This is a genomic window from Streptomyces sp. NPDC032721, from assembly GCF_055579625.1.
Genome location: NZ_JBVIMX010000006.1, coordinates 153,886 through 178,870, shown reverse-complemented (window position 1 = coordinate 178,870; position 24,985 = coordinate 153,886). Strand labels below are relative to the sequence as shown.

The 24,985-nt window shown below is 72.2% G+C and carries 24 protein-coding genes; 16 read left to right on the top strand and 8 right to left on the bottom strand.

The features are described 5' to 3' along the window. Positions 1–98 precede the first annotated feature (98 nt). Positions 99–617, top strand: coding sequence for a DUF4240 domain-containing protein (locus ACZ5PB_RS14970; protein ID WP_468691547.1), 519 nt, complete (start codon positions 99–101; stop codon positions 615–617). 64 nt (positions 618–681) lie between these two features. On the opposite strand, the gene ACZ5PB_RS14965 is transcribed toward ACZ5PB_RS14970, so the two are convergent. After that, complete coding sequence (locus ACZ5PB_RS14965) at positions 682–1,566, bottom strand: SDR family NAD(P)-dependent oxidoreductase (RefSeq protein WP_468691179.1); 885 nt, start codon at positions 1,564–1,566, stop codon at positions 682–684. Beyond that, a complete protein-coding gene (locus tag ACZ5PB_RS14960; RefSeq protein WP_468691178.1) occupies positions 1,566–2,342 on the bottom strand; it encodes an SDR family NAD(P)-dependent oxidoreductase in 777 nt (258 codons plus the stop codon). The genes ACZ5PB_RS14965 and ACZ5PB_RS14960 overlap by 1 nt, the downstream gene beginning before the upstream one ends. Positions 2,343–2,548: 206 nt before the next feature. Between ACZ5PB_RS14960 and ACZ5PB_RS14955 the strand changes: the two genes are divergently transcribed. After that, entirely contained in the window at positions 2,549–3,151 is a 603-nt protein-coding gene (locus tag ACZ5PB_RS14955; protein WP_468691545.1) for a TetR/AcrR family transcriptional regulator, read from the top strand. A gap of 4 nt (positions 3,152–3,155) precedes the next feature. Here the strand turns inward: ACZ5PB_RS14955 and ACZ5PB_RS14950 are convergent, their stop codons facing one another. Together ACZ5PB_RS14950 and ACZ5PB_RS14945 are read right to left on the bottom strand one after the other, a co-directional pair. Next, positions 3,156–4,310, bottom strand: a complete 1,155-nt coding sequence (locus tag ACZ5PB_RS14950; protein WP_468691176.1) for a PP2C family protein-serine/threonine phosphatase — start codon at positions 4,308–4,310, stop codon at positions 3,156–3,158. Positions 4,311–4,412: 102 nt separating this feature from the next. Beyond that, entirely contained in the window at positions 4,413–4,913 is a 501-nt protein-coding gene (locus ACZ5PB_RS14945; RefSeq protein ID WP_468691173.1) for a GNAT family N-acetyltransferase, read from the bottom strand. A 182-nt stretch (positions 4,914–5,095) separates the two neighbouring features. Between ACZ5PB_RS14945 and ACZ5PB_RS14940 the strand changes: the two genes are divergently transcribed. The 3 genes from ACZ5PB_RS14940 (at position 5,096) to ACZ5PB_RS14930 (ending at position 10,074) form a co-directional block, all read left to right on the top strand. After that, positions 5,096–5,992 (top strand): TIGR01777 family oxidoreductase, encoded by an 897-nt coding sequence (locus tag ACZ5PB_RS14940; RefSeq protein ID WP_468691171.1) that lies wholly within the window; start codon positions 5,096–5,098, stop codon positions 5,990–5,992. A 182-nt stretch (positions 5,993–6,174) separates the two neighbouring features. Continuing rightward, positions 6,175–7,566, top strand: coding sequence for an NAD(P)/FAD-dependent oxidoreductase (locus ACZ5PB_RS14935; protein ID WP_468691169.1), 1,392 nt, complete (start codon positions 6,175–6,177; stop codon positions 7,564–7,566). A 267-nt stretch (positions 7,567–7,833) separates the two neighbouring features. Next, entirely contained in the window at positions 7,834–10,074 is a 2,241-nt protein-coding gene (locus tag ACZ5PB_RS14930) for a family 20 glycosylhydrolase (RefSeq protein WP_468691167.1), read from the top strand. A 31-nt stretch (positions 10,075–10,105) separates the two neighbouring features. On the opposite strand, the gene ACZ5PB_RS14925 is transcribed toward ACZ5PB_RS14930, so the two are convergent. Beyond that, complete coding sequence (locus ACZ5PB_RS14925) at positions 10,106–11,581, bottom strand: regulator (RefSeq protein ID WP_468691165.1); 1,476 nt, start codon at positions 11,579–11,581, stop codon at positions 10,106–10,108. Between the two features lie 240 nt (positions 11,582–11,821). Here ACZ5PB_RS14925 and lipB point away from each other — a divergent pair, with 240 nt between their 5' ends. From lipB to ACZ5PB_RS14905, 4 genes are all read left to right on the top strand, one after another. Continuing rightward, positions 11,822–12,631: a lipoyl(octanoyl) transferase LipB gene (lipB, locus tag ACZ5PB_RS14920; protein ID WP_468691164.1), complete on the top strand. Its 810-nt coding sequence runs from the start codon at positions 11,822–11,824 to the stop codon at positions 12,629–12,631. Positions 12,632–12,754: 123 nt separating this feature from the next. Then, positions 12,755–13,726: a lipoyl synthase gene (gene lipA / locus ACZ5PB_RS14915; protein ID WP_468691162.1), complete on the top strand. Its 972-nt coding sequence runs from the start codon at positions 12,755–12,757 to the stop codon at positions 13,724–13,726. A gap of 272 nt (positions 13,727–13,998) precedes the next feature. Beyond that, positions 13,999–14,193: an SCO2195 family GlnR-regulated protein gene (locus ACZ5PB_RS14910; RefSeq protein WP_468691160.1), complete on the top strand. Its 195-nt coding sequence runs from the start codon at positions 13,999–14,001 to the stop codon at positions 14,191–14,193. A 19-nt stretch (positions 14,194–14,212) separates the two neighbouring features. Beyond that, a complete protein-coding gene (locus ACZ5PB_RS14905; protein WP_468691158.1) occupies positions 14,213–14,911 on the top strand; it encodes a DUF4191 domain-containing protein in 699 nt (232 codons plus the stop codon). Between the two features lie 100 nt (positions 14,912–15,011). Here the strand turns inward: ACZ5PB_RS14905 and ACZ5PB_RS14900 are convergent, their stop codons facing one another. After that, positions 15,012–15,479: an RDD family protein gene (locus tag ACZ5PB_RS14900; RefSeq protein WP_468691156.1), complete on the bottom strand. Its 468-nt coding sequence runs from the start codon at positions 15,477–15,479 to the stop codon at positions 15,012–15,014. 244 nt (positions 15,480–15,723) lie between these two features. Between ACZ5PB_RS14900 and glnA the strand changes: the two genes are divergently transcribed. Further along, on the top strand, positions 15,724–17,133 hold the full coding sequence (glnA, locus tag ACZ5PB_RS14895; protein ID WP_468691155.1) for a type I glutamate--ammonia ligase: 1,410 nt from the start codon (positions 15,724–15,726) through the stop codon (positions 17,131–17,133). Between the two features lie 80 nt (positions 17,134–17,213). Here the strand turns inward: glnA and ACZ5PB_RS14890 are convergent, their stop codons facing one another. After that, the gene (locus ACZ5PB_RS14890) at positions 17,214–18,398 is read right to left on the bottom strand and encodes an MFS transporter (protein ID WP_468691543.1); all 1,185 of its coding nucleotides are present in this window, start codon (positions 18,396–18,398) and stop codon (positions 17,214–17,216) included. A 280-nt stretch (positions 18,399–18,678) separates the two neighbouring features. Here ACZ5PB_RS14890 and ACZ5PB_RS14885 point away from each other — a divergent pair, with 280 nt between their 5' ends. From ACZ5PB_RS14885 to ACZ5PB_RS14860, 6 genes are read left to right on the top strand one after another with little or no spacing between them, the layout of a single operon-like run. Further along, positions 18,679–19,704: an ABC transporter substrate-binding protein gene (locus ACZ5PB_RS14885; RefSeq protein WP_468691153.1), complete on the top strand. Its 1,026-nt coding sequence runs from the start codon at positions 18,679–18,681 to the stop codon at positions 19,702–19,704. Continuing rightward, a complete protein-coding gene (locus tag ACZ5PB_RS14880; RefSeq protein ID WP_468691150.1) occupies positions 19,691–20,815 on the top strand; it encodes a FecCD family ABC transporter permease in 1,125 nt (374 codons plus the stop codon). Before ACZ5PB_RS14885 ends, ACZ5PB_RS14880 begins: the two co-directional genes overlap by 14 nt. Beyond that, on the top strand, positions 20,812–21,636 hold the full coding sequence (locus tag ACZ5PB_RS14875; RefSeq protein ID WP_468691149.1) for an ABC transporter ATP-binding protein: 825 nt from the start codon (positions 20,812–20,814) through the stop codon (positions 21,634–21,636). The genes ACZ5PB_RS14880 and ACZ5PB_RS14875 overlap by 4 nt, the downstream gene beginning before the upstream one ends. Next, entirely contained in the window at positions 21,627–22,475 is an 849-nt protein-coding gene (locus tag ACZ5PB_RS14870; RefSeq protein ID WP_468691147.1) for a Rossmann-like domain-containing protein, read from the top strand. Before ACZ5PB_RS14875 ends, ACZ5PB_RS14870 begins: the two co-directional genes overlap by 10 nt. Further along, positions 22,472–23,542, top strand: a complete 1,071-nt coding sequence (locus ACZ5PB_RS14865) for a GHMP family kinase ATP-binding protein (protein ID WP_468691144.1) — start codon at positions 22,472–22,474, stop codon at positions 23,540–23,542. The genes ACZ5PB_RS14870 and ACZ5PB_RS14865 overlap by 4 nt, the downstream gene beginning before the upstream one ends. Continuing rightward, entirely contained in the window at positions 23,527–24,525 is a 999-nt protein-coding gene (locus ACZ5PB_RS14860; protein ID WP_468691143.1) for a pyridoxal-phosphate dependent enzyme, read from the top strand. The genes ACZ5PB_RS14865 and ACZ5PB_RS14860 overlap by 16 nt, the downstream gene beginning before the upstream one ends. A gap of 81 nt (positions 24,526–24,606) precedes the next feature. Here the strand turns inward: ACZ5PB_RS14860 and ACZ5PB_RS14855 are convergent, their stop codons facing one another. Beyond that, the gene (locus ACZ5PB_RS14855; protein ID WP_468691541.1) at positions 24,607–24,903 is read right to left on the bottom strand and encodes a hypothetical protein; all 297 of its coding nucleotides are present in this window, start codon (positions 24,901–24,903) and stop codon (positions 24,607–24,609) included. Between the last annotated feature and the right edge of the window lie 82 nt (positions 24,904–24,985).

Below are 24,985 nucleotides of genomic sequence, written 5' to 3'. Positions count from 1 at the left end.
AACACGCGGTCGGCCGGGCGGACGTGAGTAACGAGACAGCCGTCATCCGGGCGCTCCGCGTGCGCCGCACCCTCACAAGCCCGATGCTGGACCACGTGATGGACGAGACGGAATTCTGGGAGATGGTCGACAGCACCCGCGCGGCCGCCGAGGGCGACCCCGAGGATCATGCCGACCTGCTGGTCGAGCGGTTGCTCCAGTCGGACCCCGAGGCCGTGCTCGACTTCGCCAGACACTTCGAGGTGCGCTACAACCGCGCGTACCGCTGGGATCTCTGGGGGGCCGCCACGGTGCTGATGGGGGCGGCGAGCGACGACGCCTTCGACTACTTCCGGTGCTGGCTGATCGGCCAGGGCCGGGAGGTCTTCGAGGGGGCGCTGCACGAACCGGACGATCTGGCGGAACTGCTGGACGACTTCGACGACGAACTGGACGGGGACGGCGAGGAGCTGGGGTACGCGGCGGACGAGGCGTACGAGCAGCTGACCGGGGCGGTGGCACCGGACCTCGGGGTCCCGCCGCAGCCCGCGGAGCCGGCGGGAACCCCGCTGGACCTCAGTGACGACGGTGCTCTGGCGGACCGTTTCCCCCAGCTGTGGGAGCGGTTCGGGGACTAGGGGACGGAGACGGGAAGGGCGGGCGGCCGGTGGCTGCCCGCCCTTCCCGTGTGCGGTGCGGGGCTCAGCCCATGTCGAGCTTCGGGGTGGTCCTGCCCAGCACCATCTCGGTACGGCCCGGCAGCACCGCGTCCAGCATTTCCGGCTGCGGGACCACCCAGTACGCGCCTGCGGCGACCTGGTCGAACACCCGGCGGGCGTGCTCCTCGGGCGTGATGCCCTGTTCGTCGGCGCGCTGCTGGAGCCGGGCATTGAATCCGGCAATCTCCGGCGGGGTCCCGTCGCCCGGCTTCGCCGCGCGGAAGATCTCGCTCCTGACCGAGTCCGGCATGACGACCGACACCTGGATCGGCGCCTGCCGCATCTGCATCTCGTAGTGCAGCGACTCGCTGAGCGCGAGCGTGCCGAACTTGGTGACGCTGTACGGCGCCATCAGCGGGCTCGGCAGCATGCCGCCGACCGAGGACACGTTGAGCACCCAGGCCCTGGTGCCCCGGGACAGCAGCCTGGGCACGAAGGCGCGCAGGCCGTTGACGTACCCGCCGATGTTGATGCGCAGGGCGGCGTCCCAGCGCTCGGCGGGGATCTCCCAGGAGTAGCCCATGGCCATGATCCCGGCGTTGTTGATCAGCATGTCGACGCTGCCGAAGCGGGCGTACGCCTGCTCGGCGAGGTGCTCGACGGAGGCGGGGTCGGCGACGTCGGTGACGACCGCCTCGACCTCGGCGCCGCCCGCCCTCAGCTCACCGGCGAGTGCCTCCAGGCGGTCGGCGGCGATGTCTGCGAGGACGACCCGCATCCCCAGCGAAACCGCGTGCCGGGCGAAGCCCGCACCGATGCCTACGGAGGCGCCGGTGATGACGGCGGTCCGGCCCTCGAAGGTCTCCGCCGCGGAGGCGGAGGCGGAGGCGGATTCGGGGGCGGGTGCGGGAACGGCTGCGGCGGCCATCAGAAGTGCGTTCCGCCGTCGATGCGGATCTCGGTGCCGGTGATGAAGGCACCGTCCTCGGAGCCCAGCATCGCCACCACGCCCGCGACCGTCTCCGGGCCCGCGAAGCCCTGGCCGATGGCCGGGGCCAGCTTCATGAAGAGCGACATGTCGGCGTCCTCGGGCAGGCCCGGACCCTTGCCGCTGGTCATGTCGGAGGCGATCGAGCCGGGGGCGACGGCGACGAAGCGCAGCCCCTGCTTGCTGTACTCGGAGGCCAGCGCGTGCGTCATCGACTGGATGCCGCCCTTGCTGGCCGCGTACGCCGACATGTACGGGTGGGCGAAAGAGGCGGAGGTCGACGAGAAGTTGACGACGACCGGCTGGTCTCCCTGGAGGAGGGCCGGTATCGACTCGCGGATCATCAGGAAGGTGCCGGTCAGGTTGACCGTGATCACCTTGTTGAAGAAGTCGAGCGTGGTCTCGTGGGTGTGTGAGGAACGCAGGATTCCGGCGGCGTTGACCAGCACGTCGAGCCCACCGAGGGTCTCCACGGCGGCGGTCACTCCGGTCTTCACCGAGGCCTCGTCGGAGATGTCGAGCACGGCGGTGGTCAGCCGCCCGGCCGCCTCGGCGGAGGTGGCGGCGGCCTGCTCGGCGGTCTCCTTGAGCCCGGCCTCGTTGACGTCGACGGCGACGACCCGGCCGCCCTCCGCCAGCACCCGGTGCACGGTGGCCCGGCCGATACCGGAACCCGCACCGCTGATCAGGACGCGGCGGCCTTCGTAACGCTTCATTTTTCTCTTCTCCCGGTTCCGGTTACTGCACGGGCCTCGGAAGGGGTCCGTACGCACACGGTACGCCTGCATGGCACGTTTTGCCACTACGTCACTACATGCATTTGTGTGCGCCCCGGGCGTACCCTGCTCTGGTGAGCACCCAGCCATCTCAGCCCGCACAGGCACCTGCCCCGGCGCCCGCCCAGCCGTCCGCCCAGCCGTCCCTGACCGAGCGCCGCAAAGCCGCGACCCAGCTCGACATCGCGCGCGCCGCCGCCGAGCTCTTCGCGGAGCACGGCCCCGACGGCACCACCGCCGAGGCCATCGCCACGCGCGCGGGGGTCGCACTGCGCACCTTCTACCGCTACTTCCGCAGCAAGCAGGACGCGGTCGCCCCGCTCCTGTCGGCGGGCGGCGACCAGTGGCGCGAGCTGCTCGCGGCGGCGGAGCCGGGCGCCGGGGTGCTCAGCACGCTGGAGCGGGCCGTGGCGGAGGTGCTCGCCGCCCCCGACGCCCAGGCCGCCGAGCAGCTCAACTGGACGCGCGGACTGCTGCGGGCCGCCGAGCAGGACACGGCGCTGCGGGCCGTCTGGTACCGGGTGAACCAGGAGTCGGAGGAGCGGCTGACCCCCGTCCTGGGCGCGCTCGCCGGGAAGGACGCCGATCCGCTGGAGGTACGGCTGGCCTCGGCCGCCGCCACCGCCGCCATCCGTACGGCACTGGAGGCATGGGCGCGCACGGACGCCGGGACCGAGGGGCCGGGCTCGCCCGCCGAGCTGGCGGCCCGCTGCCTGCGGGAGCTGACGGGCGGCATGAGCCTGTCCTGAGCCGTCAGAGTGACCGTTCCGGCTGCGGCTCCGGCTCCAGGAGCAGCAGCGCCACGTCGTCCCCGCCCCCATCGCCGTCCCGCTTCTCCCGCCCCGCGCGCCTCCGGCGCTTCCCGTCGCCCGTGAACCGGATCAGGTCCCGCAGGATCGCCTCCGTCAGCTCCCCCGGTCCGTCCGCCTTCGCCGCCAGGCCGGGCAGCCTGCGGGCCAGCGGGTAGAACGCGCCCTGTGCGTCGCGGGCCTCGGTGACGCCGTCGGTGTGGGCGAGCAGGCTGTCGCCGGGGCGGAGCGGCACCGCCGTGACGGTGGGCGCGACCAGCGGCGCCAGCGCGAGGCCGAGCGGCGGCGACGGGTCCAGGGAGAGTTCGATGGCCTCGCCGTCGCGCAGCAGCAGGGGCGGCGGATGCCCGCAGGACACCACCCGTACGACCTGCTCACCGGCCGGGAACTCCAGCAGTACGGCGGTCGCGAAGTGCCCGCCGTACTCCTCGGCGACCCCGTCGACCACCAGGCGCCGGTCCATCCTGGCGGCCACCGCGGCCAGGTCCGCGTCGTCCAGTACGGCTTCGCGGAAGGCGCCCAGGAGTGCCGAGACGGTGGAGACCGCCGACAGGTCGTGCCCCTCCACGTCGGCGACCACCGCCCGTACGCCCCAGGGCCCGGCCCGTACGTCGTACAGATCGCCACTGACCAGCGCCCCGCGCTGCGCCGACCGGTAGAGCCCCTCGCAGCGCACCGCCCCGACCCGCTCCGGCAGCAGGGGCAGCACGGCGAACTGGGCGGCCTCGGCCACCGTACGGACGCCGACCAGATGGGCGTCGCGGCGGCTGCGCATCCAGGAGAAGACCACGGCGAACACCGAGGAGAGGGCGAGGGCCACCACCGTGCCCGCGTCGGCCTGCCAGCCCGGGGTGTAGGGGCCCGCCATCGCCAGCACCGCCAGGCCCAGCAGCCCGGTGCCCAGCGGTCCGTAGACGACGGCCGCCAGCGGTGGCAGCAGGGTGAGGGCGTGGTTCAGCTCGATGCCGTCCCCGAGGGTGTCGATCGTCCCCAGGCCGATCAGGAGCGCCAGTGGCAGCACGCGCGCCCAGAGCGGTGCGGGCTCGCCCCTCAGCCACCCGGGTGACTCCTCGCCGCCGCGCGCTCGGACCGAGCTCATGGGGACACGGGCTCCTCTGCGGCCGACGGTGCGGGCGGTACGGAGCACGGCCTCGCGCTCCGATTTGGTCCACTATGCCCGCATTGTGGCGTGGGTGCGCCGTCAGCCGCCCGGCTGGTCGGCGACGGGGCGCCCCATCAGGACGTCGTCCACGTACTCCCCGTGCAGGAAGAACTCGCCGGGCAGCACGCCCTCCACCGCGAAGCCCTCGGCCTCGTACAGCGCGCGGGCGGGCTTGTTGTGCCCGAGCACCCTGAGGGTGATCCGGCGGGCGCCCCTGCGGGCGGCCTCCGCCCGGGCGGCCCGCACCAGGAGCCGGCCGACGCCCCGGCCCCGGGCCCGCTCGGCGACGGCGAGGCCGTTGATCTGGAGGACGTGCGTGTTGCAGGCGAGCGGGGTGGGGTGCACCAGCCGGACGTATCCGAGGAGCTCGCCGCTGTCCGCGTCCTCGGCGATCAGGACGTCCTCGGGCGGGTGGCCGGGGCCGAAGTTCGGCTCGTACGGCGGCTCCGGCTGCGGCCTCACGGCGTGCAGCCGCGACCAGGTGTCCCGGTCGAGCCCGCTGAGCGCGGCGTCGTCGGCCAGGACGGCGGGGCGAATCAAAGGGGCGGACGGGGACCCCGGGGCGGAAGGGGACCCCTGGGCGGACGAGGATCCCTGGGCGGACGAGGGTCCCGGGGCCGACGGGGATTCCTGGGCGGCATGGGGTTCAGGGTGCGGCATGGCGTCACTCTGACACGGCGCGCACGGATCACGAACGGGGTTTCGCAGGGCAGGATGGCCTCATGCGCATCGCGGTCACCGGCTCTACGGGCCTCATCGGTACGGCACTTGTACGCTCCCTGCGCGCGGACGGACACGAGGTGGTGCGTCTCGTACGACGCCCGGCCAGATCCGGTGACGAGGTCACCTGGGACCCGAAGCGGAGTTACGTCGACACGGCCGGGCTCGTCGGCTGCGAGGCCGTGGTGCATCTGGCCGGGGCGGGCATCGGCGACCACCGGTGGACCGACGCGTACAAGCGGGAGCTGCGGGAGAGCCGGCTGCTCGGCACCTCGGCGATCGCCGAGGCGGTCGCCTCCCTGGACGTACCGCCGAGGGTGTTCGTCAGCGGCTCCGCGCTCGGTTTCTACGGGGAGACCGGCGAGCGGAAGGTCGACGAGGAGGCGCCGCCGGGCGACGGGTTCCTGCCGTCGCTCTGCGTGGACTGGGAGGAGGCCGCGGCCCCGGCCCAGGAGGCGGGGATCCGTACGGTGTTCCCCCGGACCGGGCTGGTCGTGGCGCGCGGCGGTGGGGCCTGGGGACGGCTCTTCCCGCTGTTCAAGGCGGGTCTGGGCGGGCGGCTAGGGAACGGCCGGCAGTACTGGAGCTTCATCGCCCTGCACGACGAGGTGGCCGCCCTGCGGCACCTCGTCGACACCGAGTCGCTGTCGGGACCGGTGAACCTGACCGCCCCGGAACCGGTCACCAACCGTGAGGTCACGGCGGCCATGGGGCGGGTGCTGCACCGGCCCACGCTCTTCGCCGTGCCCGAACCCGCGCTGCGGATCGCGCTCGGGGAGCTGTCGGGGGACGTGCTGGGCAGTCAGCGGGTGGTGCCGGGGCGGCTGCTGGAGTCGGGCTTCTCGTTCGCCTTCCCGAAGATCGACGACGCGATCAGGGCGGCCCTGCGCGACGCCTAGGGCGGCCCCGGGCGTCTCCTGAGGCGGCCCCGTGCGACCGGCGTGCATCGGTGCCCGGGAGGTGCGCGCCTGACGGAGAAGGTGTGCGGACTTCTACGCTGCTGCTCCAGCGCGGGTATCCCGCAGGGCTGTTGGGGGCATGAGCCCCGCACCACAGCCGGGCCGACCTCGGGGAGGGGCACGTGCTCACCACAGCACACCATGCGGACGTCATCATCGTGGGGGCCGGGGTCGCCGGGCTCCGGGCCGCCCACCAGCTCATCAGCGCGGGTGTAACGGTCAGGGTCCTGGAGGCCGCCCCTTACGTCGGGGGGCGGATGTCGACCGAGCGGATCGACGGATTCCGGCTCGACCGGATCGGTCAGGTCCTCAGCACCGCGTACCCGGAGCTGCTGAACACGCCGGGCCTGGACGGACTCGTGCTCCGCCCGTTCGCCCCCGGTGTGCTGGTCCACAGCGAGGGCAGGCGCTGGCGGGCGGGCGAGACCGGCGGGGTACGGAGCGCACGGGGCGCACTCACCGCGGCGCGCGCCCTCGCGAGCGCCCCTCGGGGTGCGGCCGGCCGTGGCGGTACGTCGTCCCGCACGGGCTCCGCACCGGGCTGCCCGTCGCCGAACGGCACCGCCCGCCCGCTGGGCGGCGCCCTCGACCAGGCGCGCCTCGCGGCGGCCCTCGGCAGGCTGGCCGCCACTCCGCTCGACCGGCTGCTGTCCCGGCCCGAACTCCCGGCGCTGGACGCCCTGTTCCGCCGCGGTCTGCCGTCCCGTACGGTCAACGGCTTCCTGCGGCCGCTGCTCTCCGCCCTGCTCTGCGACCCGGACCTCGGCTCCTCCTCCAGCCGCTGCGCCGATCTGGCCCTGCGCGGGTTCGCGCGCGGCCGGCTCTGTCTGCCCGAGGGCGGGGCGGACACGCTGCCGGAGCTGCTGGCGGCGACCCTGCCGCCCGGCACCGTACGCACCGGGGTGCATGTCACCGGTGCGTCCATCTCCTCGGTCACCACCGAGGAGGACGGCCCGCTGGGCTGCCGTTCGCTGCTGGTGGCGACCGGCGCGCGGACCGCCGCCGAACTGCTGCCCGGGCTGCGGGTACCGGACTTCCACCCGGTGACCGTGCTGCACCACACCGCGGACTCGGCGCCCCCGACCGGATCGGCTCTGGTCCTGGACGCCGACCGGAGCGGCCCCGTCTCGCACACTGCCGTCGTCAGCGCCGTCGACCCCACGCGCGCGCCGGACGGCAGGGTGCTGATCTCCTCCACGGTCCTGGGCACGCCCCCGCCCGGTCTGGAGGAAGGGGTCCGCTCCCACCTGGCACGGCTGTACGGCACCCCGACGGACGACTGGCGGCTGCTCGCCGTGCACCACGACCCGCAGGCCGTGCCCGCGATGCCCGCCCCGCACGACGTGCACCGCCCGGTGCGGCTGCTGTCCGGCCTGTACGTGTGCGGCGACCACCGCGAGACGAGCACCGTGCAGGGCGCCCTGCACTCGGGCCGCCGGGCGGCGCAGGAGATCCTGCGCGACTTCGGCATCCGCCCGGGTTACGCGGCCGAGGAACTGCGCGAGGCCGCCTGACCACCGCCGCGCGACGCCGCCTGACCACCGCCGCGCGAGACCGCCTGACGCTCACCGCGCGAGGCCGCCCGGCCGCCGCCGCGCGGCACCCCCGACCTCCGACCCTCGGCCCCGGGGTCGGAGCCCGGCCCGCAGGAAAGTCCAACTCCCTTTCCTGCGGGCCTCCGAAAGTCCAACTCCCGCCCCTGCGGGCCCCCTTGTGCATGTGGTCTACACCTCATTACGGTCCCGGAGACCTCAAGCACCCCAGGAGTCCGCGGAGGCCCCATGCGTCGCGCCGTACCCGTCCTGTCCCTCCTCGTCGGCCTGCTGGCCGCCGCCCTGACCGTCCCCGCACCGGCCGGGGCGAACGCCCCGGGACCGCAGGAGGCGAAGGCACGGAGCGCGAAACCGGCCGTACCCGACGTCGTCCCCCGCCCCACCTCCTGGTCCGACCTGGGCGGAACCGGCACGCTCACCTCCCGCAGCCGGATCTTCGTCGCCCCCGCCCCGGGCGGGCGCACCCACCTCCCGGCCGCCCGCAGCGAGCTCGTCGCCCCGTCCGCGCAGACCCCCGCGCAGCTCGCCGCCCAACTCCGTACCGACATCGCGAAGGTCAGCGGCCTCACCCTGCCCGTGCGCACCGACGTCCAGCGGGCCACCGCGGGCGACATCGTGCTGCGCCTGACCGACGACAAGGCCCTCGGCGCGGAGGGCTACCGGCTGGACAGTGCGGCGGCCGTACGGATCGACGCGGCCTCCGCCCACGGCCTCTTCTACGGCACCCGCACCCTCCTCCAGCTGCTGCGCGCCGCCCCCGGCCACCGCACCCTCCCGCGCGCCCGCTCCGTCGACGTACCGGCGCAGCGAATGCGGACGGTGATGCTGGACGCGGGCCGCAGGTACTGGCAGCCCGCGTACCTGGAGAACCTGGTCCGGCGGATGGGCGACCAGAAGCTCAACACGCTCTTCCTGCACCTCGCGGACTCCGAGGGCTTCCGGCTGAACAGCCCGAAGTTCCCCGGCCTCGCCGACCCGGCCAGCAGTTACGACCGGGCGGACATCGAGCGGCTCAAGAAGTTCGCCGCCCGCCACCACGTCCAGGTGATGGGCGGCATCGACGTACCGGGCCACGCGACCGTGCTCACCGAGGCGTTCGGCATCGGCTTCGGCGACGGGCCGAACCCCTGCACCCCCGCGCACACCCACTCGCACCTGACGCCGAACTGGATGGTCGACATGACCAGCGGGCGGGCCGTCGCCAGGTCGAAGGAGATCGTCGAGGAGTTCGTGGGCTGGTTCGACGCCCCGCTGTTCAGCATCGGCGCGGACGAGCTGCCCGGTCAGCTCGCCGACTGCCCGAGGGTCAAGGACCACCTGGCGGCCGACCCGGACACCAGCACCCTCGGCGATCTGCTCAACCGGTACATCAACACCCTCGACGCGGTGATCACCCGCCACGGAAAGCGCACGGCCGTATACAACGGCTCCGAGCACATGGCCGCCCCGCAGCAGAAGGTGAACCCCTCGGTGGTCTTCATGACCTGGGAGGGCAAGGGGGCCGGTCCGCAGATCCCCGGCCACGACGAGCTGGCGCTGGCGCCCTTCTACGTGACGCCGAACAACTACCACAACCTGTACCCCGACGAGTCCTGGATGTACGGGAGTTGGGCCCCCAGCGCCGCCCCCGACATGCTCGGCTCGATGATCACCAATTGGGCGGACTACAACTTCTGGGCCGACGACGAGTACTTCGAGCAGCACACCCGCGCGCCCCGCGCGATCCTCGCCGACCGCTCCTGGAACGCCTCCCCCGTCCCCGACACCCTCGCCGACTTCCGGGCCAGGCTGGCCCGGATCGGCGAGGCGCCCGGGGTGACGCCGACGAAGGCGAAGCCGCGCACCGGTGCGTCACGGCCCGCCCACCACTGGACCTTCGACCCCGCGCCCTACCCCAGGGGCTGGACCTGGGCGGGCAGCCCCGGAAACACCCTGTTCGTCCCGGACCGGGCGGGCTCGCTGCCGGGCACCTCGTACATCGTCAACAACCCCACCCCCGTCCCCGACGGCATCCGGGGCCAGGCCTGGCACTTCGACAACGACCGGGACGGGGTCGGCTTCGGCGGTCTCGACGTGGCCGAGCCGTGGACGGTGTCCACCTGGGTGCGCGCGACCGGCACCACCGCCGACCAGACGCTGCTCACCTCGAAGGCGGGCGCGCTCAAGCTCCGGCAGTGGGGCACCGGCCGGGTCGGCTTCACCCGCTACGGGGAGAAGGACCACTCCTTCGACTACACCCTGCCCCTGAACACCTGGGTGCAGCTCACCTGGGTCACCACCCCGGGCTCGACCACCCTCTACGCGAACGGCGAGCAGGTCGGCACGGTCGCCGCGTCGATCCCGCTGCCGCTGCGCTCGATCGGCGCCCCGCAGGCGGGCCTCCGCGGTGACCTGGACGAACTGATCACCTGGGACGCGGCGCTGAGCCCGGCCCAGGTGCGCGACCGCTTCACCTCGTACGGCCGCTGAGGTCCGGAAACCGGGCCGTCGGGCCGGGCCGTCACCCCAGGGCGGCGACCCGGTCCCGGTAGCCCCGTACCGCCGCGGCGTCCCGGTAGGGCTCCAGCCTCCGCTCGAACTCGCGCACGTACTCCGTGGCCCGGGCCGAGCGCATCTCGGAGGCCTGCTGGGCCGCCTCCGCGCCCAGCGAGCACGCCTGGTCCAGCTCGCCGAGCCCTAGCCTGGCCTGCGCGAGCACCACCCGGCAGAACAGCCTGCTGCGCGCATAGCCGTGCGGGCGCAGCTGGAGGGACTTCTCCGCGTGCTGGGCGGCGGCCCGGTACTGCTGGAGGTCCCGGTGGCAGTGCCCGAACTCGTCGGCGAGCTGCGCCTCGTCGAAGAACTTCGCCCAGTGCGGTACGTCGTCCCCGGGCCGGGAGGCCTCCATCGCCCGTTCCGCCCGTACGAGGGAGGAGGTGCAGGCCCGCACCTCGCCGAGCACCCCGTGCCCGCGCGCCTCGACGGCGTGCAGCAGTGCCTGGACGACCGGCGGCGCGGACGAGCCGACGCCCTGCTGCGCGACCCGCGCCAGCTGCACGGCTTCCCGCCCGTGCCCGAGGTAGACGGCCTGCCGGCTCATCGTGACCAGCACGTAGCTGCCGTACGCCCGGTCACCGGCCGCCTGCGCGAGCCGCAGCGCCTGCACGAAGTAGCGCTGGGCGAGTCCGTGGGCGGCGATGTCGTACGAGGTCCAGCCCGCGAGCCGGGTCAGATCGGCGGCGGCGGAGAACAGCCGGCGGCCCGTCGCCTCGCCGTAGACGCCGCGGAGCATGGGTTCCGCCTCGTGCTCCAGATAGCGCACCAGGGCCTGCCGGGCGTGCCCGCCGCCGTACGCGTGGTCCAGGGTGCGGAAGAGCTCGGCCACCGAGCGCAGGGCCGCGATGTCGCCGGTGGTGACCCGCTGCCCGGGCCCCCGGTCGGTCTGCCGCTGCCGGGGCATCGAGAGGGCGGGGCGGCCCTGGGTCGGCACCCTCATCACGGCGACCGCGCCGTTCTGCGGCGGCGCCGGGGGCGGTTCGGCGCCCCTGCCGACCCGGTCGTCGGCCCGGCCGATCAGCCAGTCCCTGCTGGGGACGACGAGCCCGGCCGGGGTGAATGCGATCTTCCGCAGTTCGGCGTGGCTGCCGGAGTCCTTGCGCCAGAGGCCGCTGACGATGTCGACGGCCTCCTCGGGGGTGGCCGCGAATTCGAGTCCCGCGTAGACGGGGGCGCAGGCGTCGAGGCCGAGGTCCTGGGCGGACAGCCGTCTGCCCAGCCTTCTGGTGAACACCTCGGCGATGAGTGCGGGGGTGGTGCCGCGGGGTTGCTGGCCGCGCAGCCAGCGGGTGACCGACGTCTTGTCGTACCGAAGGTCCAGGCCGTGCTCCAGTCCCAGCTGGTCCACCCGTCGGGCCAGGCCTGCGTTGGAGAATCCCGCTTCTGCGATGAGCGCGGCGAGCTGTCGGTTGGGGATGCGCTGCGGAGGTCGTTCCGTCATCAGCTCTGAGCTCTCCTGCCTTCCGGGCCCCGGGTGGCAGCCCTCATGGAACGGCGCGAATTTAGCGATACTGGGCCCTCCAACCGGCCTCTGCGCCTCTACTTCATCCGATCGTGTGACGATTCACCGAAGGCGCTGACGGAGACCCCGTGCTTCGCCCGGTCCTCGCCCTGCCCAAGGGCCCTCGTCCGCGCCGCCGTACAGTGGCTGTGGGCGTGGCGATACGAAGGAGACACCACCGTGAGTGAGCTGCGGTTTGTCCGACTGGGGTTCGGCGGCGATGCCGTCGAGTACCAGGAGGCCTGGCAGAAGCAGCGTGAGGTGCACGCCGCCCGTTTCGCGGACGAGGTGCCCGACACCTGTCTGTTCCTTGAGCACCTGCCCGTCTACACGGCGGGGCGGCGCACCGACGACAGCGAGCGCCCCCTGGACGGGACGCCGGTGGTGGACGTGGACCGGGGCGGCAAGATCACCTGGCACGGCCCGGGGCAGCTCATCGGCTACCCGATCCTGAAGCTGCCGCGTCCGGTCGACGTCGTCGCGCACGTACGGCGGCTGGAGGACGCGCTCATCCGCACCTGCGCCGACTTCGGTCTGGAGACCACCCGGGTCGAGGGCCGCAGCGGGGTGTGGGTGCTGGGCGATCCCGTCGAGCGGCGTCCCGCCATCGGCGGCCTCTCCCTGGACTTCGACCCCCGGCTCTCGGACCCCGAGTTCGACGCCCGGCTGAACGGCCCCGAGTACGCGCCCTCCAACGCCGGTCAGCGGCGCGAGGACCGCAAGCTGGCGGCGATCGGCATCCGGGTCGCCAAGGGCGTCACGATGCACGGCTTCTCACTGAACGTGAACCCGGACAACACCTGGTTCGACCGCATCGTGCCGTGCGGCATCCGGGACGCGGGCGTCGCCTCGCTCGCGGGCGAGCTGGGCCGCGAGATCACCGTCGAGGACGTACTGCCGGTGGTGGAGAAGCACCTGCGCGAGGTACTGGCCGAGGCCACGCCCGCGCCCCGCGTCGTGGAAAAGGCACCCGAGACGGCCTCCGCGTAGCCGATCCGGGGAATGCCCCTGTCCGGCACCGGGTTGTCCGGACGTAAAGCCATACAAATATCGGGCGTACCCTGGTGTTCGCCGAAGAATCGAAGCCGTTTTTGGCAAGAGGGAGTGCTGGACGTGTCCGCTGTCGCACCCGACGGTCGCAAGATGCTGCGCCTGGAGGTCCGGAACAGCCAGACCCCCATCGAGCGCAAGCCCGAGTGGATCAAGACCCGGGCGAAGATGGGTCCCGAGTACACCAAGATGCAGGCCCTGGTGAAGGGCGAAGGACTGCACACGGTGTGCCAGGAGGCTGGCTGTCCCAACATCTACGAATGCTGGGAGGACCGCGAGGCGACCTTCCTCATCGGCGGCGACCAGTGCACGAGGCGCTGTGACTTCTGCCAGATCGACACGGGCAAGCCCGAGGCGCTGGACCGCGATGAACCGCGCCGCGTGGGCGAGTCCGTGGTCACCATGGACCTGAACTACGCCACCATCACCGGCGTCGCCCGCGACGACCTGGAGGACGGCGGCGCCTGGCTCTACGCGGAGACCGTGCGCCAGATCCACCAGCAGACGGCCGGCCGTGAGCTGGGCCGTACCAAGGTGGAGCTGCTCGCCCCGGACTTCAACGCGGTGCCCGAGCTGCTGGACGTGGTCTTCGAGTCCCGCCCCGAGGTCTTCGCGCACAACGTGGAGACGGTGCCGCGCATCTTCAAGCGCATCCGCCCCGGCTTCCGCTACGAGCGTTCGCTGGACGTCATCACCAAGGCTCGCGCGGCCGGTCTGATCACCAAGTCGAACCTGATCCTCGGCATGGGTGAGACCCGTGAAGAGGTCAGCGAGGCGCTGCGCGACCTGCACGAGGCGGGCTGCGAGCTGATCACCATCACCCAGTACCTGCGTCCTTCCCCCCGGCACCACCCCGTCGAGCGCTGGGTGAAGCCGATGGAGTTCGTCGAGCTGAAGGACGAGGCCGACGCGATCGGCTACTCCGGTGTGATGTCCGGGCCGCTGGTCCGCTCCTCCTACCGCGCGGGCCGGCTGTACGGCCAGGCGATGGAGCGGCGCGGGACCCCGGTCGCTGCGGCCACGCCCGCGGTGTGAGTGCCGTGTGAAACCCGGCACAGCGAGCGCGTGCCGGTGACTGCCGTAATGACGCGGCCCGTACAACCCCCCGCAGGTCGGGGCGTCGTACGGGCCGCGTCATTGTTTTCGCCCGTACCGTCAAGGTTTCATCGGTGTTTGACCGATCGGTCACGTACCGGTAACACCGAACAGTGACCCTGGATTCACGCACCGCAGTTCTTGGGTCACGACGTCACGTCACGCAGTTCCCGTCACGCCGTTACGCAGTCTCTACGAGGGAGACCCCCGCCATGCAGGCCGTACGCGCCAACGCCCTTCCGTCCGTCACCGACGCTCTGCGACTCGTCGAGTCGATGCTGATGGGCACCGGTCAGCGCACCGCACGCCGTAACGCCTGGACCTCCGTGCTGGAGGACCGGCGCCGGGCCAAGGACCGGGTGGAGACGGAACACGTACTGGAGGCCGTGTCCGCTCGTACGTCCTAGGCAACGTAAACTTTCTCGCATGGCGAGGAAGGAACGCGCAGAGAACGCGGACACTGCGAACCCCGGGCGACTCAAGCAGATTGCCCTGACCTACAAGATGACCCGGCGCAACGACCCCAAGGTGGGTCTTGTCGTCGCGGGCGTGGGCATCGTCATTTTCGGTGTCCTTCTCGGCCTCGGATTCCTGATCGATCACCCGGTCTACCTGGGCATTCTCGGCTTCCTGCTGGCCTTCCTCGGAATGGCGATCATCTTCGGACGGCGCGCCGAGCGTGCCGCCTTCGGACAGATGGAGGGGCAGCCGGGAGCCGCGGCGGCGGTGCTGGACAACGTCGGCCGTGGCTGGACCACGACCCCCGCGGTGGCGATGAACCGCAACCAGGACGTCGTCCACCGGGCCGTCGGCAAGGCCGGCATCGTGCTGGTCGCCGAGGGCAACCCGAACCGGCTGCGGACGCTGCTGGCGGCCGAGAAGAAGAAGATGGCGCGCATCGTCGGCCCCGAGGTCCCGGTGCACGACATCATCGTGGGCAACGGCGAGGACCAGACCCCGCTGAAGAAGGTCCGCACCAAGATGCTCAAGCTGCCCCGCCCGCTCACCGGCCCGCAGGTCACCGCGACCAACGACCGGCTGCGCGCGATGGGCGACCTGATGAGCAACATGCCGCTGCCGAAGGGCCCCATGCCCAAGGGCATGAAGATGCCGCGCGGCCGCTGATCTCCTCCTCCCCCGTTCCTTCTACGCAGAAGACGGCCCCGGAACCGACTGGTTCCGGGGCCGTCCTGCTGTCCGCGCGTCCACGGCGCGTACGGGGGGACTACATCCGCACCTGTACGGCACGGGCGAGGCGGTCGTGCAGGCCGCGTCCGTCGCGGTCCCAGATCAGGGCGGGGATCGCCAGGCAGAGCAGCACGCTGCGCACCACGACCCAGCCGAAGCCGAGCCTGCCGCCGTGCTCGGAGACCACCCGCAGCCGGAAGAGGCGCTTGCCGGGAGTGCAGCCGACGGTGCCCACGGTCAGGATGCTGAGCACCAGGAAGATGCCGAGCGCCCAGTTGCCGGCCGCCTGGGAGTCGCCGCGGGCGAAGAGCCCGTACGCGATGAGCAGGCACAGCAGCCAGTCGACGAAGAGGGCGCCGAAGCGGCGGCCCAGCGGGGCCACCGAGCCCGGCCCCTCGGGGGGCAGGCCGAGGCGCTTGCCCCGGTGTCCGAAGTCGGCGCCCATTTCCTCGGCCGCCGCGCGCGGCCCGGAGAGCCACGATCCGATTGCTTGCCTGTTGTCCACCCGTCCAAGGTACTGCGCCCCCTTTCGTTACGGTCCGGGCGGGGGCGCTCCCGGGGCCCGCCGGGCGGCTCCGAGGGTGTTCGCCGGAGCGGGCTGGTTAACTTGGGCGAAACAAATGGGTCATGCTGGAGAAATCCCGTCTGCCTATGGTCGACGCCAGCGTGTGCCACCGCACTGGCCCGCATGAAGCCCCGCAGAAGAGCGGCAACCCTGCCCGGCCCCGGGTGGGAGTAGGAGGAGCTGGATGTTCGGGAACGCCGACGAAGCCAAGAAGTTCATCGCGGACAACGACGTCAAGTTCGTGGACGTCCGGTTCTGCGACCTGCCGGGCGTGATGCAGCACTTCACGATCCCCGCCGCGGCCTTCGACCCGGACGAGGAGCTGGCCTTCGACGGTTCGTCGATCCGTGGCTTCCAGGCCATCCACGAGTCCGACATGGCGCTGCGCGCCGACCTGTCGACGGCCCGCCTGGACCCGTTCCGCCGCGACAAGACCCTGAACATCAACTTCTTCATCCACGACCCGATCACGGGCGAGCAGTACAGCCGTGACCCGCGCAACATCGCCAAGAAGGCCGAGGCCTACCTCGCCTCCACCGGCTTCGCGGACACCGCGTACTTCGGCCCCGAGGCCGAGTTCTACGTCTTCGACAACGTCCGCTTCCAGACGTCGGCGAACGAGAGCTTCTACCACATCGACTCCGAGGCCGGCGCGTGGAACACCGGTTCCACCGAGAACAACCGCGGCTACAAGGTCAAGTACAAGGGTGGCTACTTCCCCACTCCCCCGGTCGACCACTTCGCCGACCTGCGTGCCGAGATCTCCCTGGAGCTGGACAAGCACGGTCTCCAGGTCGAGCGCCAGCACCACGAGGTCGGCACGGCCGGCCAGGCGGAGATCAACTACAAGTTCAACACCCTGCTGGCCGCCGCCGACGACCTGATGCTCTTCAAGTACATCGTGAAGAACGTCGCCTGGAAGAACGGCAAGACCGCCACCTTCATGCCGAAGCCGATCTTCGGCGACAACGGCTCGGGCATGCACGTCCACCAGTCGCTGTGGCAGAACGGCATCCCCCTCTTCTACGACGAGCAGGGTTACGCGGGCCTCTCGGACATGGCCCGCTACTACATCGGCGGCATCCTCAAGCACGCCCCCTCCCTCCTCGCCTTCACCAACCCGACGGTGAACTCCTACCACCGCCTGGTCCCCGGCTTCGAGGCCCCGGTCAACATGGTCTACTCGCAGCGCAACCGCTCCGCCGCGATGCGTATCCCGATCACGGGCTCCAACCCGAAGGCCAAGCGCGTCGAGTTCCGCGCCCCGGACCCGTCCTCCAACCCGTACCTGGCCTTCTCGGCGCTCCTGATGGCCGGCCTGGACGGCGTCAAGAACAAGATCGAGCCGCCGGAGCCGATCGACAAGGACCTCTACGAGCTGGCCCCCGAGGAGCACGCGGGCGTCCAGCAGGTCCCGACCTCGCTGCCGGCCGTCCTCGACGCCCTGGAGGCCGACCACGAGTACCTCCTGGCCGGCGGTGTCTTCACCCCCGACCTGATCGAGACGTGGATCGACTACAAGCGCACCCAGGAGATCGCCCCGATCCAGCTGCGCCCGCACCCGCACGAGTTCGAGCTGTACTTCGACCTCTAGGCCGGACTGCTTCACCCGCCCTTCACGGAGCCCCGTCACCGCCCTCTTGGGTGGTGGCGGGGCTCCGTCGTGTGTGGGGGTCAGGTGGTGGGGCGGGAGAAGTGGCGGGCTCCCCGGGCCAGGGTGGCGGTGGCCGGGGCCAGGAAGCAGAGGGCGGCGCAGGTCAGGAGGACCGGGGTGGGGCCGAAGGTGGTGAGGGCCGGGGCGATCAGGGCCAGGCCCAGGGGGGCCAGGCCGTAGGAGAGGAGGAAGTCGAGGGAGGAGACGCGGGCGAGTTTGTCCGGGGCCACCTCGCGCTGGGTGGCGGTGAACCAGGGGACGTTGAAGAGTTCGATGCCGATGCCCGCCAGGACGTACGCGGCGATGACCAGGGCCGGGTGTACGGGCAGGGCGAGTGCCAGGGGTGCGAAGCCGTAGCAGGCGAGGCCCAGGAGGGCGGTGCGGCCCTGGGAGCGGGGGCGCCAGCGGGCCATCAGCAGGGCGCCGCCGAGGGCGCCGAGCGTGTACGCGGTCATAGCGGCGGCCAGGACGGCTTCGGTTCCGTAGCGGTCGCGGCTGATCAGGGGCAGGGCCACACCGGTCGCCGAGTAGCCGGTGGCGATGACGGTGGTGAGGGCGCCCAGTCCGGCCAGGAACCAGGGGTGGCGGCGGGCTTCCCGCAGGCCTTCGACGAACTCGCCGTAGAGGGAGGGCCGTTGGGCCGGTTCCGCGGCGTGCGCCGGGTTGCCCCGGCCGGGGAGGAGTGCGGCGGCCAGCCAGAGCAGGCCGATGCCCAGGAGCAGGGTCGCCGTGTTCAGGAAGACCGCCAGCAGGGCGGTCAGGGCGGGGCCCGTGAGGGTGGTGACCCGTACCGCCAGGGTGGTGGCGGCGTTGGCCTGCTGGCGTTGCTCCGGGGCCACGATCTCGGCGGTGAGTGCCTGGAAGGCGGGGCGGCAGGCGCCCTGGCCCGCTCCTGCCAGGGCCGCCGCGCCCAGCATCAGGGGGAGCGAGCGGTCGAGGCCCAGGGCCAGGAGGGGCGCGGCGACGGCTGCCGCCAGGCCGGCCGCCAGGACCACGCCGCGTCGTGAGTGGCGGTCGGCGAGTACGCCGCCGACCGCCACGGCTATCAGGAATCCGACGGTACGGGCGGCGAGCAGCAGCCCCAGTTCCGGGGCGGTGAGGGTGCGGTCCAGGACGGCGAGGCCGAGGACGAAGGGCAGGGCCCAGGTGGCGAGACCCGAGGCGGTGGTGCCGGTCCACAGGCGGAGGAAGCCGGGGTCGCGCAGGACGCTTCGGGTGGGGCCTGGGGGTGTGTCCGACGGGGGGCCGGGCTTCGGGGTGGGGTGAGCGGTTGTCACTGCGGGTGAGCTCCTGGGGTTTTGTGGCCCCCCAATTCCCTTCACCCATAAGTGAGTTGAGTGGGTGGGGTGGAGTTGCCGCGGGGGGCTCCGGGCCTGGGGGGCTAGCTTATTGAAAATGATTACCGTTACAGTAGCGCTCGTTCCGGGCTGCGTCAGCACCTGTGTGCGGTCCGGATTTCCTGCTTCCACTCCTCTGGGAGGACACATGTCCCGTTCTGTCCGGGTCGGCGCCGTCGCGCTGGCCCTCTCTTTCGCGGCTGTCGGCTGCGGTGAGGCTTCGAAGGGGGCCGGGTCCGCCGCACCTGCCGGGAAGGGCGGCGGAAAAGGGGTGGAAATCAGCAGCTGCGGGCGGCAGTTGGCCTTTCCGCAGACGCCGGAGCGGGCCGTCACGCTCGATCAGTCCGCCACCGAAGTGCTGCTGGAGCTGGGGCTGGAGGGGCGGATGGCGGGTACGTCCAACCTCAAGACGAAGATCGCGCCCGAGTACCGGGAGGCGTACGGGAAGGTTCCCGTACTCAGTCCGAAGCTGCTGGGGGGCGAGCAACTGCGCGCCGCCGCACCCGACCTGGTGGTCGCCGGGTTCAACGACCACTTCACCAAGGACCGCACCGGCACCCGCGAGGAGCTGGCCGGGCTCGGGCTGCCCTCGTTCCTGAGCGCGGTGGACTGTCCGAAGCAGAACCCGGCCGGGAAGTCCCCCTTCGACCTGCTGCTGGACGACTACCGGAACCTGGGGAAGGTCTTCGGCGTCGAGGAGCGGGCCGCGAAGCTCGTACGCGATCAGCGGGCCGCGCTGGACACCGCGAAGAAGGCGGCGGCCGGGGTGCGGGGCACGCCCCGGGTGGTGTGGGTGTACTCGGTGTACGGGGACGCCCCGTACGTGGCCGGGAAGACCGCCATGGCGAGCGAGCTGAGCCGGGTCGTCGGTGCGAAGAACGTCTTCGACGACCTCGACGAGGACTGGCCCTCCGTCACCTGGGAGGAGATCGCCAAGCGGAAGCCGGATCTCATCGTGGTCGGCGATCTCTCCGAGCGCGGCAAGCCGGGCGACAGTGCCGCCGACAAGCTGGCGGCGATACGCGGGAATCCGGTGATGGCGCAGTTGGACGCGGTCACCGAGAACCGTTTCATCACCGTCCCGGGGACGGAGATGGATCCGTCGGTGCGGACCGTGGACGCGCTGCCCCGGCTCACCGACGGGCTGAAGGACCTCGGTTATGCCAAGCGGTAGTGGGGGTGGCCCGGCGAACGTCGGGCTGTTGGATCCCGGCGTGCCGTTGGCGTCCGTGAGTGGCCCCGGTGCGGAGGAGCTTGCCGGGCAGCGGCGTACCGCGCGGGTGTGGGTGCTGTTCGCGGGCGGGTGTGTCCTGCTGCTCGTGTCGGTCTTCGTTTCGGTGCGGATCGGGTCCACGCCCGTCGGTTACGGGGACGTGGCGCGGAGCATCGCCTCGCGGCTGGGGATCGGGACGGGCGGGGCGCCGGTGCCCCGGCTGCTGGACTCGCTGGTCTGGGAGTTGCGGGTGCCCAGGGTGCTGCTGGCGGCGCTGGTCGGGGCGTCCCTCTCGGTGTGCGGGGCGGTGCTCCAGGCGGTGACCCGTAACGCGCTGGCCGATCCGTATCTGCTCGGGGTGTCCTCCGGGGCGTCGACCGGCGCGGTGGTGGTGGTCGTGCTCGGGTTCGGGGCGCAGGCGCTCGGGGTGACCGGCGGGGCATTCGTCGGGGCGCTGCTGTCGTTCGGGCTGCTGATGCTGCTGCTCAGGCGCAGTGGGCTGGATTCGGTGCGGATCGTGCTGACCGGGGTGGTGGTGGCGCAGCTCTTCACGGCGCTGACCTCGCTGGTGCTGATGGCGTCCGGTGACGCCGAGGCGGTCAGGGCGATCACGCAGTGGCTGCTGGGGTCGATGGCGTCGGCGCGGTGGGACACGGTGCTGGTGTGTGCGGTGGTGACGGCCGTCGGGTTCGGGGTGGTGTGGTCCCGCTCCGGAGCCCTGGACGGGTTCTCGTTCGGTGCGGACACGGCCGCCTCGCTCGGGGTCGACGTACGCGCGGCGCGCTGGGTGCTGCTGGTGGTGACCTCGCTGATGGCGGCGGTCGCGGTGGCGGCGGTCGGGGCGATCGGGTTCGTCGGGCTGATCGTGCCGCACGGGGTGCGGTTCCTGGTGGGGCCGCTGCACCGGGTGCTGCTGCCGTTCTCGGCGGTGGTCGGAGCGGTGTTCCTGGTGTGGACGGACGCACTGGCGAGGGTCGCTTTCGCGCCGCAGGAGGTGCCGGTGGGGGTGTTCACGGCGCTGCTGGGGGTGCCGCTGTTCCTGTGGGTGCTGCGGCGGAGGGGGGAGTTGTGAGGATCGCGGCGGAGGGGCTGACCTGGTCGGTGGCCGGCAAGCAGGTGGTGCGCGGGGTCTCGCTGGAGGTCGCGCCCGGCGAGACGGTCGGGCTGATCGGGCCCAACGGCTCGGGCAAGTCGTCGCTGCTGCGCTGTCTGGCCGGGCTGCGTACGCCCGACGAGGGTTCGGTGTCGTACGACGGTGAGGACGTACGGGGCTGGAGCGCGCGGCGCCTCGCGCGGCGGGTGGCCTTCGTGGAGCAGGCCGTCGACGTGGAGAGCGAGCTGCGGGTCGCGGAGGTGGTGGGGCTCGGCCGCACCCCGTTCCGGGGCCGGTGGGGCGGGCCGAGCGCCACGGACCGGGCGGTGGTGGCGGCCGCACTGGAACGGGTGGGGCTGACGGACCTCGCGGACCGGGAGTGGAAGGCGCTCTCCGGCGGCGAGCGGCAGCGCGCGCACATCGGGCGGGCACTCGCCCAGCGGCCGAGGGCCCTGCTGCTCGACGAGCCCACCAACCACCTCGACGTGAAGCACCAGTTGGAGCTGATGGAACTGCTCGGCGAGGCCGGGCGGACGGTGCTGGTGGCACTGCACGACCTGTCGCTGGCCGCCAGGTACTGCGACCGGCTGCTGCTGATGCACGGCGGGCGCCTCGTCGCGGCCGGGACGCCCGCCGAGGTGCTGACGAGGCCGCTGCTCGCGGAGGTCTTCGAGGTGGACGCCGAGATCGGGACCGACCCGCTGGGGCACTTCGCGGTCGCCTACCGGGGCGGGGCCGCCGGCCCAGGAATTTCCGTAACGAACAGGGACGAGAAGGAGAAGGAAGCGTCATGGACGTGATCAGGAGCACCGGGACGGACGCGCTCGTCGAGGAGGTACTCGCGGGTGAACACGGGCCGCTGCCCGAGGAGTTGACGGCGACCAGCGTGTTCTGGGCGCACCACGGGACGCGGCTGGCGGGTGGCAGCACGACCTACCTCAACCAGTACCTGCTGGTGCGGGTCGGCGGCGCCTTCGGGGCCTGTGCCTTCGAGGCGGGCGAGCTGGACGCGGGGGTGTGCGGGGCGCTGTCGGGGAGTTCGCTGGGGGCGCTGCTGCGCGATCCGGCCAGGCCCGTACGGGTGGCGGCGCTGGACGCGTATCTGGCGGCGGTGCGCCCGCACCGGGACGCGGGTGCGGAGGCGGTGCTGCTGCCCGCCGGGCCGCCGGAGGTGCGGGCGGTGGCCAGGGACGCGGCGATCGCCGGGCTGCTCGAACTGCCCGAGGGGGCCGGGGTCGCGCTGATCGGGGTGGTCAATCCGCTGGTCGCGGCGATCCGGGAGCGCGGGTGCGTGCCCCTGCTGTGCGACTTCAACCTGCGGACCACGCAGTGGGGCGACCCGGTGAGCAGGGACATGGCGGAGGTACTGGAGGCGGCGGACGCGGTGGTGGCGACCGGGATGACGCTGAGCAACGGCTCGTTCGACACCATCCTGGCGCGCTGCCGCGAGCGGGGCGTGCCGCTGGTGGTGTACGCGCAGACCGGGAGTGCGGTGGCGCGGGCGTTCCTGGGGGCGGGGGTGAGTGCGGTGTCGGCGGAGCCGTTCCCGTTCTCGCAGTTCAGTGCGGACCCGACGGTGCTCTACCGGTACCGGGCGGCCGATGCGGTGGCGGGCGCCGCAGGGGCGGGCGCCGCGTGAGGGCCGTTGCCGTCCGTCCCGCCGCCGCCGCGCCCGGCCCGCGTACCGGCATCGGGCACGCGTCCTGTCACCACGGCGAGATCCTCCAGGGCCTGTTCAGGGACGCGACGGGGCGGGTGTGCGCGGGGCTCGTGACACTGCCGGTGTACGGCGGGCTCGGCAGCCGGGCGGCCTTCGTACCGCACCCCGGAACGCCGCCGGACGCGGTGACGGTCTCTCCGCCCGACCGGACGAAGGCACGGCGGGCGGTCCGGCTGGCGGTCGAGGAGTGCGCGAGGAGAGCCGATGTCCCGTTGTGCGGCGGCGAGTTGACGCTTGCCGGGGATCTTCCCGTCGGACTGGGGATGGGCTCCTCCAGCAGTGATGTGCTCGCGGCGCTGCGCGCGGTCGCGGACGCCTTCGGGGTGCACCTCGACGCCGGAACGCTCGCCGGTCTCGCCGTACTGGCGGAAGGAGCGTCCGATCCGCTGATGCTGGACGGCCGGCCGGCGCTGTTCGCCCAGCGGGAGGGGCGGGTGCTGGAGGTGTTCGGCGAGGCTTTGCCGCCGGTGGTCGTGGTCGGCTGCACGCTGGGCGGCGGACGGCCGGTGGACACGCTGACGCTGGGCGGCGCCCGGAGCACCGCCGATGCCGAACTCGATGAACCCGCTGAACCCGATGAACTCGCTGAACTCGACGAATACGCCCGGCTGCGGGGCCTGTTGCGGCGGGCGGTACGGGAACGCGATGCCGGGTTGCTCGGGCAGGTGGCCACCGGAAGTGCCCGGCTCGGCCAGCGAAGGCTGGCGCACCCGGAGCTCCCCGCACTGGAGGCGGCGGCCGCGCGGGTCGGGGCCGTCGGCGTACAGGTCGCACACAGCGGAAATGTGGCCGGGCTGCTCCTGGACCCCTCGGACGGCGGGCTGCGGCGGCGGGTGCGGGCGGGCGCGCGGGCCCTGGAGTCACTGGGCCTGCCGGTCGCCCGGGTGTTCACCACGCACCGCCCGGCAGCCACTCCCTCCCCCTCCCCCGCCCCGTCCCTGTCCCCCTCCCCCCTGCGAGGAGCACTTCCATGGATACGCACATAGCGGAGTCGATCGGCCGCCCCGACCTGGTCGAGCTCGACGACGGGCTGCTCTGCCTGCGCTTCGAGACGATGAAGGTGGTCTCCGCACTGGCCGCCGTACGCCACCTGCTCGACACCGGGACGGTGCGGCGCGGGGACACGCTGGTGGACAGTTCCAGCGGGATCTACGCCTATGCGCTGGCGCTGGCCTGTCACCGGTACGGCATGGGCTGTGTGATCGTCGGCTCCACCACGGTGGACCGTACGCTGCGCACCCAACTGGCCGTACTGGGCGCCCGGTTGGAGCAGATGGAGCCGTGCGACGACCTCAAGCTGGACCAGCGGCGGCGGGTGGCCAGGGTCGCCGAGATCCTGGCCGCGCACCCCGGCTACCACTGGATGCGGCAGTACCACGACGACATCCACTACCTCGGCTACCGCGCCGTCGCCGACCTCGTACGCCGTGAGACGGACACCCGGCGGCTGACCCTGGTCGGCGGGGTGGGGTCCGGGGCGTCCACCGGGGCGCTCGCCGGTTATCTGCGGGAGCACTCGCCGGGGGTGGAGCTGGCGGGCGTACAGCCGTACGGCAGTGTCACGTTCGGCAGTGAGCGGGTGGCCGATCCGGAGATCATCATCGCCGGGATCGGCAGCTCCATCCCGTTCGGGAACGTGGACCACCGGCGGTACGACACCGTGCACTGGATGTCGTTCGGTACGGCGCTGTCGGGGAGCGTCGACCTGCTGCGGCGGCACGCGGTGTTCGCCGGGCTCTCCACCGGGGCCGGGTACCTCGCCGCGCGCTGGGAGCGGGGGCTCGCGCCGGACCGGACCGTACTGTTCCTGGCGGCCGACACCGGGCACCGGTACGCGGACTCGGTGTTCGCCCGGCACGGGGAGGCGGCGGCGGTCGAGGACCTGAAACCGGCGGACGTGGCGTCGACGGACGAGCTGGCGCTGCCGTGGTCGCGGATGCGGTGGGCGCGGGCGGCGGGGCCCGCGTAGCCGGTGAAGGGTGAAGGGCGGGTGGGCGGTGCCGGTTCTCCCGGTGCCGCCCACCCGCCCTGTGGTGTCCGCGCCCTCGCGTCAGCCCAGCTCGTCGCGGATCAGCTCGCGGACCAGCCGGCACGTCGTGTTCGACGGCGGGTGGATGCCCACGCGGGCCGCCATGGCGCGGATCTTGCGGTTGGTCGCCTTCTCGGGGACGTACACCCCGGTGTCCATCAGGGCTATCGCCAGGCGCATGGCCTTGAGACGGCGGTTGTGGGAGATGTACCACTCACGCGGCCGGCCGGCCGGGAGGGGCTTCTTCCTGAGGGGACTGAGGGGCTTGCGGTCGGCCCCGGTCGGCTTCTTCGGCTTTCCTGGCAGGGCATTCGTCATGAGTACGGCAGCGGCCACGAGCATCCTCCTGATGCGGTCGACAACCCTCTCGAACTACCTCCATTTTACTTCCCACCACTGA